This window comes from Pseudomonas sp. VI4.1, assembly GCF_002029345.1.
In the GTDB taxonomy this organism is placed as follows: domain Bacteria; phylum Pseudomonadota; class Gammaproteobacteria; order Pseudomonadales; family Pseudomonadaceae; genus Aquipseudomonas.
In genome coordinates this window covers 17,370-30,709 of record NZ_MULM01000147.1, presented here as the reverse complement: position 1 = coordinate 30,709, position 13,340 = coordinate 17,370, and the positions used below count along the sequence as shown (strand labels likewise).

The 13,340-nt window shown below is 59.0% G+C and carries 8 protein-coding genes and 2 pseudogenes; 8 read left to right on the top strand and 2 right to left on the bottom strand.

Features of this window, described 5'->3' with window-relative positions:
• Window positions 1-135 precede the first annotated feature (135 nt).
• From BZ163_RS13680 to BZ163_RS13660, 5 genes are all read left to right on the top strand, one after another.
• Window positions 136-1,476 (top strand): aromatic acid/H+ symport family MFS transporter, encoded by a 1,341-nt coding sequence (locus tag BZ163_RS13680; protein WP_128871352.1) that lies wholly within the window; start codon window positions 136-138, stop codon window positions 1,474-1,476.
• A 168-nt stretch (window positions 1,477-1,644) separates the two neighbouring features.
• Window positions 1,645-2,928 carry a salicylate 1-monooxygenase gene (salA, locus tag BZ163_RS13675; RefSeq protein WP_128871351.1) on the top strand — a complete coding sequence of 428 codons (1,284 nt, stop codon included), beginning with the start codon at window positions 1,645-1,647 and terminating at the stop codon, window positions 2,926-2,928.
• An 80-nt stretch (window positions 2,929-3,008) separates the two neighbouring features.
• Entirely contained in the window at window positions 3,009-3,947 is a 939-nt protein-coding gene (gene catA / locus BZ163_RS13670; protein WP_128871350.1) for a catechol 1,2-dioxygenase, read from the top strand.
• 48 nt (window positions 3,948-3,995) lie between these two features.
• Window positions 3,996-5,141: an NAD(P)-dependent alcohol dehydrogenase gene (locus tag BZ163_RS13665; protein ID WP_128871349.1), complete on the top strand. Its 1,146-nt coding sequence runs from the start codon at window positions 3,996-3,998 to the stop codon at window positions 5,139-5,141.
• A 26-nt stretch (window positions 5,142-5,167) separates the two neighbouring features.
• Window positions 5,168-6,619: an aldehyde dehydrogenase gene (locus BZ163_RS13660; protein WP_128871348.1), complete on the top strand. Its 1,452-nt coding sequence runs from the start codon at window positions 5,168-5,170 to the stop codon at window positions 6,617-6,619.
• An 84-nt stretch (window positions 6,620-6,703) separates the two neighbouring features.
• On the opposite strand, the pseudogene BZ163_RS13655 reads toward BZ163_RS13660, so the two are convergent.
• Together BZ163_RS13655 and BZ163_RS13650 are read right to left on the bottom strand one after the other, a co-directional pair.
• Window positions 6,704-6,877 (bottom strand): annotated as a pseudogene (locus BZ163_RS13655) (MFS transporter); the annotation flags it as partial.
• A gap of 126 nt (window positions 6,878-7,003) precedes the next feature.
• The gene (locus BZ163_RS13650) at window positions 7,004-8,872 is read right to left on the bottom strand and encodes a sigma-54-dependent Fis family transcriptional regulator (protein ID WP_128871347.1); all 1,869 of its coding nucleotides are present in this window, start codon (window positions 8,870-8,872) and stop codon (window positions 7,004-7,006) included.
• A gap of 312 nt (window positions 8,873-9,184) precedes the next feature.
• Here BZ163_RS13650 and BZ163_RS13645 point away from each other — a divergent pair, with 312 nt between their 5' ends.
• From BZ163_RS13645 to gabD, 3 genes and pseudogenes are all read left to right on the top strand, one after another.
• Window positions 9,185-9,985, top strand: a complete 801-nt coding sequence (locus BZ163_RS13645) for an SDR family NAD(P)-dependent oxidoreductase (RefSeq protein ID WP_128871346.1) — start codon at window positions 9,185-9,187, stop codon at window positions 9,983-9,985.
• A 139-nt stretch (window positions 9,986-10,124) separates the two neighbouring features.
• Window positions 10,125-11,803, top strand: a pseudogene (locus BZ163_RS13640) (flavin-containing monooxygenase).
• The gene (gene gabD / locus BZ163_RS13635; protein ID WP_128871345.1) at window positions 11,800-13,248 is read left to right on the top strand and encodes an NADP-dependent succinate-semialdehyde dehydrogenase; all 1,449 of its coding nucleotides are present in this window, start codon (window positions 11,800-11,802) and stop codon (window positions 13,246-13,248) included. The pseudogene BZ163_RS13640 and the gene gabD overlap by 4 nt, the downstream one beginning before the upstream one ends.
• Window positions 13,249-13,340: the final 92 nt, after the last annotated feature.

Sequence of the window (13,340 nt, the reverse complement as noted above, 5' to 3'; positions counted from 1 at the left end):
ATCACGGTTGATGGTTTGCCCATGATCGACCCTATGCCCAGTACTGCACGCTCTGCGTAAAACCATTGGGCACCGCGCAATAACCGGAGGCGTCAGATCCTCCGGCTCTATAACAATGACAAGAAGAGCGATGCCATGCGTACGATAGATGTATCGGCCCTGATTGACGGGGCACGTTTTAATACCTTCCATGCACGCGTGCTGTTCTGGTGCGCGCTGATCATCATTTTCGACGGTTACGACCTGGTCATTTATGGGGTCGTGTTGCCCTCACTGATGTCCGAGTGGGGGCTCAGTTCGTTGCAGGCTGGCGCGCTGGGCAGTTGCGCGCTGGTGGGCATGATGCTGGGTGCGTTGTTTTTCGGTTCATTGTCGGATCGTATAGGCCGACGTAAAACCATCATGATGTGTGTCGCCATCTTCAGCGGGGTTACGGCAATCAACGGCCTGGCCCAGAGCCCCGAGGCGTTTGCGTTATGCCGTTTCATCGCCGGCCTTGGCATCGGCGGAGTAATGCCCAACGTTGTGGCGTTGATGAACGAGTACGCGCCGAAGAAATCCCGCAGTACTTTGGTCGCGATCATGTTCAGTGGCTACTCGTTAGGCGGAATGCTCTCGGCGAGCCTGGGCATGGTGTTGATCCCGCAGTGGGGATGGCAGGCCGTGTTCTATGTCGCGCTGATTCCGCTGTTGGCCTTGCCATTGCTGATACGCCAATTGCCTGAGTCGATGGATTACCTGTTGCGCACCGGGCAGACCGTCAAGGCGCAACACCTGTTGGCACAAGCCGTGCCGTCTTATCAACCAACCGCAAATGACCAGTTGACCCAGATGGTCGCCAAAGGCACCAGTGTGTCGATTGCGCAGCTGTTCCAGGACGGGCGCAAGTTGAGCACCTTCATGCTGTGGTTGGCGTTTTTCTGTTGCTTGCTGATGGTGTACGCACTGAGCTCGTGGCTGCCCAAACTCATGACTGCCGCCGGTTATGGGCTGAACTCCAGCCTGGCGTTCCTGCTGGCGCTGAACCTCGGTGCGATCATTGGCGCGGTGGCTGGCGGATGGCTGGGGGACCGGATTGGCATCGCCAAGGTCCTGTTCGCATTTTTTACGTGTGGAGCCTTGGCCCTGAGCCTGTTGGCGCTCAAGGCGCCGTTACCGGTGCTCTATCTGCTCATCGCCATCGCCGGGGCGTGCACCATTGGCACGCAGATCCTGGCCAACGCCTGCACGGTGCAGTATTACCCTGCGCACATACGGTCTACGGGGCTTGGTTGGGCGATGGGCATCGGTCGCACCGGGGCCATCATCGGTCCTTTGCTGGGCGGTGCATTGCACGCCTCATCACTGCCGTTGCAGGCGAGCTTTCTCATCTTCGCCGTACCGGGGCTGATAGGCGCGATCGCCATCCTGGTCTTTCTCATTCAGAACGCTTCAAGCCGTCAGGCGGCTTCATCCCGGCAAACCGTGTCGCAGTAACGATGGCCTGAGCCCACGGAAGGGCTCAAATGGCCAATGACTGCTCGTGCGCAAAAGTAATATTCACACCCATGATGGAATGTATGGGAGTTGCGGTATTTATCAATAGCGCTCTGATAGCGATGATCTGGCTACACCAATAACAATCAGCCTCATGGGTAACTTGCTATGCGTACTTCTCAATCCAAACTGCAAATCGGCATCGTTGGCGGCGGTATCGCTGGCGTGGCCCTGGCCCTGGACCTGTGCCGTCATTCGCACCTGAGCGTGCAGTTGTTCGAATCGGCTCCAGCCTTCGGCGAGGTTGGAGCAGGTGTCTCCTTCGGCGCCAATGCCGTTCGTGCCATCGCGGGCCTGGGTATTGCCGAACCCTACCGCAAGATTGCCGACCAGACCCAGGACCCCTGGCAGGACATCTGGTTCGAATGGCGTCGTGGTGAAGATGCCGGTTATTTGGGCGCCAGCCTGGCCGAAGGGGTAGGGCAGTCTTCGGTACACCGTGCCGACTTCCTCGACGCCCTGGCCAGCCAGTTGCCCGAAGGGATCGCCCAGTTCGGCAAGCGCGCCGTCAGCGTGGAGCAGGATGCCGAACAGGCTCGTGTACTGTTCACCGATGGCACTGAGCATCGCTGCGACCTGTTGATCGCCGCGGACGGTATCAAGTCTTCCATTCGTGATCATGTGCTCAACGGTCTTGGCCAACCGCTGGTGGCGCCGCGTTTCAGCGGTACCTGCGCCTACCGCGGGATGATCGACAGCGAACAGCTGCGTGCGGCGTACCGGGCCCGGGGTGTCGATGAGCACTTGATCGATGTCCCGCAGATGTACCTGGGGCTTGATGCCCATATCCTCACATTCCCGGTCAAACAGGGCCGCCTTATCAACGTCGTGGCCTTCATTTCCGATCGCAGCCGCCCTGATCCGACCTGGCCAAGCGATTCGCCGTGGGTGCGCAATGCCAGCCAGGAAGAAATGCTCTCCGCTTTCAACCATTGGGGAGACGCTGCCCGGGTGCTGCTCGAATGCATTCCGGCACCCACCCTTTGGGCGCTGCATGAGCTCGAAGAGTTGCCAGGCTACGTGCACGGTCGCGTGGGACTGATCGGCGATGCGGCCCACGCCATGTTGCCGCACCAGGGCGCTGGCGCGGGCCAGGGGTTGGAAGACGCCTGGCTCCTGGCGCGACTGCTGGCCGATCCGCAGGTTTTGGACAGCCAGCCACAAGCGGTGCTTGCGGCTTACGACGCCATCCGTCGTCCACGTGCCTGCCGTGTGCAGCGTACTTCCTGGGAAGCCGGGGAGCTGTATGAAATGCGTGATCCCGCTGTAGCCGATGACGAAAAACTGCTGGGCAAGACCCTCGCAGAGCGGTTCGACTGGCTGTGGAATCACGATATGCAGTCAGACCTTCAAGAGGCTCGCGCCCAGTTGGGTTGGCGCGCACTCGCCTAATGATTTGAACCGACAAGCACGAAGGGAGCATCCAGCGGCTCTCTTCGTTCGGCACTACCAATAAGATCAGGTGAATCAAAATGACAGTAACAATTTCTCAACTGCCGCAATTGCAGCAATTCTTCCGCGAAGCCTCGGGACTGGGCAACAGCGAAGGCGATCCACGCCGCAAGCAGATCGTTTTACGTTTGCTGCAGGAAGTCGCCCGAGTGATCGAGGATTTGCAGATCAGCGACGATGAGTTCTGGGGGGCGGTGGACTACGTCAACCGTTTGGGTGCCAGAAACGAAGCAGGTCTGCTGGTCGCCGGACTCGGTATCGAACATTTTCTTGATTTGCTGGCGGATGCCAAGGACGCCGAAGCGGGCCGGACCGGCGGCACGCCACGGACGATTGAAGGCCCGCTGTATGTAGCGGGGGCTCCGCTGAGCGAGTACCAGGCTCGCATGGACGACGGGAGCGAGGACGGTATCGCAACGGTGATGTTCCTGGAGGGACGCGTAACCGACTTGAACGGTCAACCGATCGCCGGAGCCACCGTGGACTTGTGGCAAGCCAATACCCAAGGCAACTACTCCTACTTCGACAAGAGCCAGTCGGCATTCAACTTGCGTCGGCGGATTCTCACGGACTCCAATGGTTGCTACCGGGCTCGCAGCATCGTGCCTTCGGGGTACGGTTGCGATCCAACCGGCCCTACTCAGGAATGCCTCGATCAGTTGGGCCGTCACGGGCAGCGACCTGCGCATATCCACTTCTTTATTTCTGCCCCGGGGCACGAACATCTGACCACGCAGATCAACCTGTCGAATGACAAGTACCTGTGGGACGACTTCGCCTATGCAACACGTGACGGACTGATCGGCGAAGTCAGTTTTGTCGATGACGAGGAACGGGCCGCCGTCAAGGGCGTGACAGGGCGCTTTGCCGAGATGACCTTCAATTTCAGCCTGCGTCCGGCCGCGAGCGTTGAAACAACCCATCGCAGCCAACGCCCGCGAGCGTTGCAGTCTGCCTGAAAAGCCGACGTTTTCCCGGCTCTGACGAACTACTTCAAGGAGACAATGATGTCCCGGACCGATGCACAATCGATGAACATCCGTGCCGCAGTGCTGCGCACCTCTGGAGCCCCATTAGAAATCGAGGATGTCTTGCTCGAGGCGCCTCGGCCAACCGAAGTGCGCGTCCGCGTGGTCGCCACAGGCGTTTGCCACACGGACATGGTGGTGCGGGACCAGCTGTTTCCGACACCACTGCCGATCATCCTCGGCCATGAAGGTGCGGGTGTCGTCGATGCGGTCGGTTCTGCAGTTACCACGGTGCAACCGGGCGATCACGTGGTGATGACGTACATGTCATGCGGCCTTTGCCTGCCCTGCGAAACGGGCCACCCGGCACATTGTACGCACATGCACCCGCTGAACTTCGGTGGCGGCCGCCTCGATGGCAGTACCTCCGCTTGCGGTTGTGGCAGCGACCATGCCATCCATGACCATTTCTTCGGCCAATCCTCGTTTTCCACTTACACGATCGCCAATGAGCGCAACGTGGTCAAAGTCGCCAAGCAGGCGCCTCTGGAACTGTTGGGGCCGCTGGGTTGCGGCATCCAGACGGGCGCAGGTTCGGTTCTCAATGCACTCAAGGTTGAGGCCGGATCGAGCTTCGCCGCCTTTGGTGCAGGCGCGGTCGGTCTAGCTGCAGTTATGGCCGCTAAGGTCGCCGGCGCTACGACCATCATTGCTGTGGACGTCACCCCGAGTCGGTTGGAACTGGCGCTCGAACTGGGTGCAACCCATGTCATCAACAGCCGCGAAGAGGATCCGGTTCAACGTATTCATGCCATCACCCAGTGCGGTGTCAATTACAGCCTCGAATGCTCCGGGCGCTCCGAGGTTCTACGCCAGGCGATCGACTCACTCACCACGCTTGGCACCTGCGGCATCGTCGGCGCTACCAAAGTCGGCACCGAGGTGGCCTTCAATATCAACGATGTGATGATTCCCGGCAAACGGATCATGGGTATCGTCCAAGGCGATGTCGTTGCCAATGCCTTTATTCCGAAGCTGGTTGATCTCTATCTGCAGGGCCGATTCCCTTTCGACAAGCTATGCAGGTTTTACCAGTTCGACGAGGTGAACCAGGCGATGGCCGATAGCGAGCGCGGTGTCACCATCAAACCGATTCTTCGCATGCCAGTCCCTGCTTCGGTCTGACTATTTCCATTTAAAAGGAACCCGCAATGACCGTTCAACTCGTAATAGACAATCAAAAACTCGACGCCTCCAATGGCAAGACCTTCCAGCGTGTCGATCCGCTCAGTGCCGCGACCGTGAGCGTAGGTGCAGCCTGCAGCGTCGAGGACGCCATCCGTGCCGCCGAATCTTCCCAGCGCGCTTTTCGGACGTGGTCCAGAACCGGCCCAACCGAGCGCCGGCGCATTCTGCTGGCGGCGGCCGATGCCCTGGAAGCGAAAATGGCGCAGTTCTGCTCGGTCATGGCCGAGGAGATTGGCGCTTCGCAACTGTGGGCACAATTCAACGTGGGCGCATCGGCCAACCTGCTGCGTGAAGCTGCGGCCCTGACCACACAAATCAAAGGCGAAACCATTCCTACCGACAAGCCAGGCGCTCTGTCGATGACGTTGCGCCAGCCGGTGGGCGCGGTACTGAGCATCGTGCCCTGGAATGGTCCGGTTATCCTTGGCGCACGCGCTATTGCCTACCCGTTGGCGTGTGGCAACACGGTGATCTTCAAGGGGTCTGAAAGCAGCCCACGTACGCATGCATTGCTGGCCGAAGCATTTTACGATGCCGGCTTGCCGGCGGGCGTGTTGAACTTTCTGATCAGCGCGCCAGAGGACGCGTCTGCCGTGACTGAAGCGCTGGTAGCGCATGACATTGTGCGTCGAGTGAATTTCACCGGCTCGACCAAGGTCGGCCTTATGATTGCCCAGACCTGTGCCAGTCATCTCAAGCGCTGCCTCCTGGAGCTGGGTGGCAAAGCCCCTTTCCTCGTTCTGGATGACGCGGATATCGACGGGGCAGTCAACGCTGCCGTTTTCGGAGCATTCCTCTACCAGGGACAAATCTGCATGTCGACCGAGCGTTTTGTGGTCGATGAAGCGGTTGCCGACCAATTCGTTTCCCGTTTCGCAGAACGCGTGCGGTCGCTGGAGACCGGCGTGCCATCTACGACTCCAAGCTGCGTGATTGGCCCGATGATCGGCCAGGGCTCGGTACAACGGATCAACCATCTGCTCGACGACGCCATTGGCAAGGGCGCTGACATAGTTGCAGGCGGCCTGGCGGAAAACGCCTTGATGGGCCCGACACTGGTCGATCGGGTGACCCGTGAGATGTCGATCTACGACGAAGAGACCTTTGGACCGGTGACCACGATCGTGCGGGTGAAAGGCGCCGAGCAGGCGCTGCAGGTGGCCAACGACACCGCGTACGGTCTTTCATCCTCGATATTCAGTCGTGATGTCACACGGGCATTGGAGTTGGCCGGCCGACTGGATGCCGGCTGCGTACACATCAATGGCGCCACCGTGCAAAACGAGCCGCAGGCTCCCTACGGTGGGATGAAGAAGAGCGGCTATGGACGCTTTGATGGCAGCGCCGTCATCGAGGAGTTTACCGAGGTCAAGTGGGTCACGGTTGAACCCTCCAACCAGCCTTATCCATTCTGAGTTTTAAGCCGGCGCGTAATGCGCCGGTTTTTTTGTATTCGGGTACTACCGCCGCACCGCCAGGCCTCGATGTATTACAAGGCGCTACTGCCTTTGCGGGTCGAACTGCTTATCCCTGATAAACAGCGCTGGAATCACGCCACAGATGAAGTAGGCCGCGCCCATGACCAGATAACCCACACCTATCGAACCATGGGAGGCGAGAAAGCCGATAGCGGCCGGAGCAATGGCTGCCCCCAGACGCCCGACAGTCAGTGCCCAGCAGAAAAACATCCATTACGGCCTGGTGGCGGACTTGTTCGAGGCCGTACCTGAGTTGGAAAAAGCCCTTTAAGCGTTAGATGACAACACCAGGCGTCCGATACAGGCGACGTCTGGTGAATACTAATTGTAGGAGCCTTTGCCCGGCATTTTGATCCCGTGCAGATTAACCTTGCGATACAAGGTTGCACGCGAAATCCCCAGTTCCTGCGCTGCCAGTATCGGCTTCCAGCGGTTGCGCACTAGCGTATCGATCAAGGCCTGGCGTTCCGGACTTCCAGAGACGGTGTTCATCCCTTTGGTTGGCGCACTCACGCTCAAGGTCGCCGGCAGATCCTCCACCCCAATCACCTGGCTCTTGCACACTGCACAGGCGTAGCGCAGCACATGATGCAACTGCCGCATATTGCCGGGCCAACTGAAGTTCAAAAGCATTTCCAGCGCGGCTTCGCTTAATTGCAGTCGCTCACCAGAGCGTTTGCATTCTTCGTCCAGCAGCTTGGTGATCAGGGACAATTTGTCCTTGCGTTCACGCAGCGGTGGAATATCAAAGCGCGCGCCGCTCAAGCGAAAGAACAGGTCTTCACGAAAGTCTCCGGTTTCGACCAGTGTGGCGATGTCTCGGTGGCTGGCGCAGATAATCTCGATGTCGATCGACTGCGGTCGAGCGCCACCCAAGGGGGCCACCTCACCTTCGCTCAAGACTCTGAGTAGACGTGTCTGTAAGGTAAGCGGCATATCGCCGATTTCATCCAGAAACAAAGTACCGCCGTCAGCCTGGATCAATAGCCCGCGCATGCCTTTGCTGGACGCGCCCGTGAACGCGCCGGCGGCGTAGCCGAACAGTTCGCTCTCAATCAGGTTCTCGGGTATCGCCGCGCAGTTGATGGCGACGAAGGGCTTGTCGCGTCTTTTACTGGCCGCGTGCAGCTGCAATGCAAAATGCTCTTTGCCAGCGCCGGTTTCACCATGCAGCAATACCGGGAGCCCACGATCTTTCACCCGTACAGCCAGTTCCAGTGCGTGTGCGACCTTGGGGTCGAGTGCTGACGCCAGGCTGCGGTCCACGAGTACGCTAAGGGGGCGGCGGGGGACTTTGAGGCGCACGTGCAGCCCCATCGAGGGTAAGTAGTGGATGCTGTCATCACCGGCTATAGGCAATTGCGCAGTTAAAAAGGCCTCGTCGATATGCGCGGGGATCCTGCCACAGCGCTGCAACAACAGCCGTCGCGCGGCAGGATTGAGCGCCGCGATCCGGCCATCACGGTCCCAGGCAAACAGGTACTGTGGCTGACTGTCGACGTAGCCGGGCAGGGGGTGTGCACGCAGCACCCACAGGTCTTGAGTGCTGTACATGAAGTAAGCATTTTCAATGTCGTTGGCACTCTGGATGACCATTTGCCGGATCAGATGCTGGCTGCGTCGATCATCGGGCGCGCGCACCGAAGAGACATCCAGCACCGCCAGGATCTCGCCGTTTGGGGCAAATACCGGCGCTGCCGAGCAGGTATTGCCGATGAACGCTGCGCGAAAATGGTCTTGCTTGTGCACGGTGACTGGCAATTTGTCGATCAGCACGGCGCAGACAGCCGTTGTACCTTCTTCGCTTTCCGACCAGCAGGTACCCACGTCCATGCCAGAGCGCCGGTACTCGCTGCGCAGGGTTGATTCGATTCGGTAATCCACCGTGCAGCCGAGCGTGTCGGTAAGCATCACGCAGTAATCGGCATCACGCACACGGCTGTGCAGTCGCGAAATTTCGTCGGCAGCCAGGTGCAGGAAATCATCAACCCGTTCGCGGTGTTCGTTGAGCTGATGCGCCTCAAGAACCCTGGGGCCGTGCATTGAGCCAGGGTCCAGATTGTAGTGCTGAACCGAGCGGCGCCAGGAGTCGAGGATGACATTCGGCACTGGCAAGCTCGGAGCCCGTTCGGCTGTGCGCAGCACGCGATTCACATGCTCGACATGAACCTTTGATAAGCCAGAGGACATGGTACCTCCGAAGATTGGATCTTATTTTTCTGTGAGGCCCATTAAAGGCGGTCTAGCCGTCCCCTTCAAGCTGTATCGGCTGGCAGGTCCCGGTGAGACATAACATCTCATTGTTCGCAGTAGGACCTGAGGACAGGGAGACGTAATGTGTTAGATCGGCCGCGCGTGACACACAGAATTAAAATCTGAAAACCCTCTATCTCGGATCTTTCAGCCTGGTTAGTCGATATTGGCATTCGACTTGCTCTGACTGTTTCAGCGAGCCGCATGAGACGGCTGTTTCTCAACAACAATAATGAACAGAGGCATCACATGAGCCAATTCAAAGCTGTCGATTTCTCCCTGGCAGGCAAAGTCGCCCTGGTGACGGGTGCCGGTCGAGGCATTGGTCAAGGCATCGCACTGAGCCTGGCCCACGCTGGCGCTGATCTGGTACTCGCCGACTACGACATCAATATCGCCGAAGAGGCGGCTGCCAATGTTCGCGAGCTGGGTCGACGTGCGGTCGCCGTGCAAGTGGATGTCAGCCAGGCCGAAAGTGTTGCCAGCATGATCGAGCACGTCAGGTCGGCGTTTGGCCGCTTGGACGTCGCCGTCAACAATGCGGGCGTAGTCAGCCTCGGCCGGGTCGATGAGTTAGCGGTCAGCGAGTGGGACCGCATCATGAATATCAATGCGCGTGGCGTCTTCTTGTGCTGCCAGGCCGAACTCAAGCTGATGCGCGAGCACAATTTCGGCCGCATCATCAACCTGGCCTCGATTGCCGGCAAAGTCGGTTTCCCGGACCTCTCCCACTACAGCGCCTCCAAGTTCGCCGTGATCGGTTTTACCAACGCCTTTGCCAAGGAAGTTGCCCGCGAAGGCATCACGGTTAACGCCCTTTGCCCAGGTGTCGTGGGCACCGGCATGTGGCGCGGTGATGAGGGACTTTCCGCACGCTGGGCGCAACCGGGCGAAACCGAAGTGCAATCCTGGGAGCGGCATCAGTCCAGCCTGTTGCCCCAAGGGGAGGCGCAAACCGTGGAAGACATGGGCCAACTGGCGGTTTACCTGGCCTGTGCACCCCATGTCACCGGCCAGGCAATTGCCGTCGACGGCGGCTTCTCGCTTTAGTTGAAACCGCGGGCCAGCCCTGGCCCGTCAAGCACCCATTGAAGATACGTCCCCGGAGCGCTCGCCCAGGGAAACGGATAAGGCTTGCCTGCAGTTTGGTTCACCTCTGCGGGCGCACTGATCGAAACAGGAGAACATAATGACAAATACAGTTCTGGCTAAACGTTCCGTTGGCACCGACGTTATCAACTACGACGCCATTGTGATCGGCGCAGGTTTCGGCGGCATTTACATGCTCAAGAAGTTGCGCGATGAATTGGGCTTGAAAGTGCGCGCCTTCGATAAGGCCGGTGGCATCGGCGGTACCTGGTTCTGGAATCGCTACCCCGGCGCGTTATCCGACAGTGAATCGTTTGTCTATTGCTTCTCCTGGGACCGCGAACTGTGCCAGGAATGGGACATCACCACACGCTACCTGACCCAGCCGCAGATCCTGTCCTACCTGAACCACGCAGTGGATCGCCACGACTTGCGCCGCGACATCCAGCTTGAAACAGGGATTACCGCCGCCGTGTTCGACGAGCAGAGCAGCCGCTGGTTGATCACGGCCGATGACGGTCATCAATACAGCGCCAAGTACCTGGTGACGGCGCTGGGCCTGTTGTCGGCAACGAATGTACCCAAGATCAAAGGCCTCGATCAATTCAAGGGGCACATGTATCACACCGCCAACTGGCCGGCAGATGCTGTGCTGGAAGGCAAACGCGTGGGTGTGATCGGCACGGGTTCGACGGGTTGCCAGGTCATCACCGCGCTCGCACCGACCGTCGGCCACCTGACCGTGTTCCAGCGCTCTGCGCAATACACCGTGCCGGTGGGCAACGGTCCGGTCAGTCGCGACTACGTCGAAGACATCAAACGTAACTATGACGCAATCTGGAAGGAGGTGCGTTCGTCGCGCTTGGCGTTCGGCTTCCCAGAAAGCGACATTCCGACCATGAGTGTGGATGCTGCTGAACGCAAAGCCATCTTCCAACGCGCCTGGGAAGGTGGCGGCGGTTTCCGCTACATGTTCCAGACCTTCAACGATATCGCCACCAGTGAAGAGGCCAATATCGAGGCGCAAAACTTCGTCCGCGAGAAAATCGCCGAGATCGTCACCGACCCGGAAACCGCACGCAAGCTAATGCCCCGCGACCTGTACGCCAAGCGCCCGCTTTGCGACAGCGGCTACTACGCCACCTTCAATCGGGCCAATGTGTCGCTGGTCGACGTCAAGGCCAACCCGATTGACGAGATCACTGCCAAGGGCATTCGTACGGCAGATGGCGTCGAGCACGAGCTTGATGTGCTGGTGTTTGCCACCGGTTTTGACGCCGTAGACGGTAATTACAAGCGCATCGATATTCGCGCCGCGATAACGTCTCGATGAAGGATCACTGGGCTGACGGCCCATCGAGCTACCTGTCGGTGGCCACCACCAAATTCCCGAATATGTTCATGATCCTGGGGCCTAACGGTCCGTTTACCAATCTTCCGCCGACGATTGAAACCGAAGTGGAGTGGGTCTCCGACCTGGTCGGGTTCATGGAGCAGAACGAGTTGGCCTGCGTGGAACCATCTGCGCAAAGCGAGCAGGAATGGGGCAAGACCTGCCAGGACATTGCCGATCAGACGCTGTTCGCCAAGACCGACTCGTGGATCTTCGGCGCCAACATCCCAGGTAAAAGCAACAAAGTTTATTTCTACATGGGTGGTTTGGGCGCGTTCAGCGAACAACTGGCAGCGGTCAAGAACGATGACTACCGGGGCTTCAAATTTAAGGCCGTGAGTATTGATCTGGCGCAATCGCGCCGCGCTACGGAGCTCCTGAAATGAAGTTGAACAACCCTCGACTCTTGCGTCACCAAGCCTATATCGACGGTGAGTGGCTAGCCGCCGACAACGAAAGCACTATCACCGTGGTCAATCCATCGACGGGGGTGACCGTCGGCCAGGTGCCGCGCATGGGCAAGGCTGAAACACGCCGTGCTATCGAAGCGGCCGAGCGCGCGCTGCCGGCCTGGCGTGAGCTTTCTGCCAAGTCCCGCGCCAATGCGTTACGACGTTGGTACGACTTGATTATCGAAAATCAGCACGATCTGGCTCACATCATGACCCTGGAGCAGGGCAAGCCGCTGCCTGAAGCGCTGGGTGAAATTGTCTTCGGCGCGTCCTATATCGAGTGGTATGCGGAGGAGGCGAAGCGGGTCTACGGCGATATTATTCCGGGCGCAACGGACAAACGCTTGCTGGTCATCAAACAGCCCGTGGGTGTTTGCGCCGCCATTACGCCGTGGAATTTCCCCAGCGCAATGATTACCCGCAAAGCAGGGCCGGCGCTGGCCGCCGGTTGCACCATGGTCATCAAGCCGGCCTCCCAGACGCCGTTCTCGGCGTTGGCGCTGGTGTACCTCGCCGAACAAGCGGGCATTCCCAAGGGAGTGCTGTCGGTGGTCACGGGCGCAGCTGCAGAGATTGCCGAAGAGCTGACCGGCAACCCGGTCGTGCGCAAAATTTCCTTCACGGGGTCCACCGAGATCGGGCGCCAGATCATGGGGAAATGTGCTCACGACATCAAGAAAGTCTCCTTGGAGCTTGGCGGCAACGCGCCCTTTATCGTGTTCGAAGATGCCAATCTGGATGCTGCCGTTGAGGGCGCACTCGCTTCGAAGTTTCGTAATGCCGGGCAGACCTGCGTCTGCGCCAATCGCCTGTATGTGCATGACAAAGTGTACGACGCCTTCGTCGACAAACTCGCTTCAGCGGTGGGTGCTCTGAAGATTGGCGATGGTTTTACCGATGGCGTCACGCTCGGCCCGCTGATCGATGGCAAGGCCGTCGCCAAGGTGCGCGAGCATATCGAGGATGCCTTGGCCAAAGGTGCCAAGGTGGTCCAGGGCGGCGGTGCGCATGCCCAGGGCGCCAATTTCTTTGAGCCCACCATCCTGGTGGACGTGCCGGACACCGCTCGGGTCGCCAAGGAAGAAACCTTCGGGCCATTGGCGCCGATCTTCCGCTTCTTCGATGACGCCGAAGTCATCGCTAAAGCCAACGACACCGAATTCGGCCTGGCGGCGTATTTCTACACCGCAAACCTGAGCCGGGTGTTCCGTTTGGGGGAAGCGCTGGAGTACGGGATCGTCGGGGTCAACACCGGGATTATCAGTTCCGAAGCCGCACCGTTTGGTGGGGTGAAGGCATCGGGTGTCGGCCGGGAAGGCTCCAAATACGGGCTGGAGGATTACCTGGAGATCAAATACCTGTGCCTGGCCGGCATTTGAGCCGTAGCTGCCCACTTTTCAACTGATTGCTTTCTTGAGTGACCGCAGGAGCGTTGCCCTGCGGTCCAGTCAACGCTGTGTCGTAAACATAA

Coding starts and splice junctions, on each gene's coding strand:
- BZ163_RS13680 (WP_128871352.1), top strand. CDS start 136: ATGCGTACGATAGATGTATCGGCCCTGATTGACGGGGCACGTTTTAAT.
- salA (WP_128871351.1), top strand. CDS start 1,645: ATGCGTACTTCTCAATCCAAACTGCAAATCGGCATCGTTGGCGGCGGT.
- catA (WP_128871350.1), top strand. CDS start 3,009: ATGACAGTAACAATTTCTCAACTGCCGCAATTGCAGCAATTCTTCCGC.
- BZ163_RS13665 (WP_128871349.1), top strand. CDS start 3,996: ATGTCCCGGACCGATGCACAATCGATGAACATCCGTGCCGCAGTGCTG.
- BZ163_RS13660 (WP_128871348.1), top strand. CDS start 5,168: ATGACCGTTCAACTCGTAATAGACAATCAAAAACTCGACGCCTCCAAT.
- BZ163_RS13650 (WP_128871347.1), bottom strand. CDS start 8,872: ATGTCCTCTGGCTTATCAAAGGTTCATGTCGAGCATGTGAATCGCGTG.
- BZ163_RS13645 (WP_128871346.1), top strand. CDS start 9,185: ATGAGCCAATTCAAAGCTGTCGATTTCTCCCTGGCAGGCAAAGTCGCC.
- gabD (WP_128871345.1), top strand. CDS start 11,800: ATGAAGTTGAACAACCCTCGACTCTTGCGTCACCAAGCCTATATCGAC.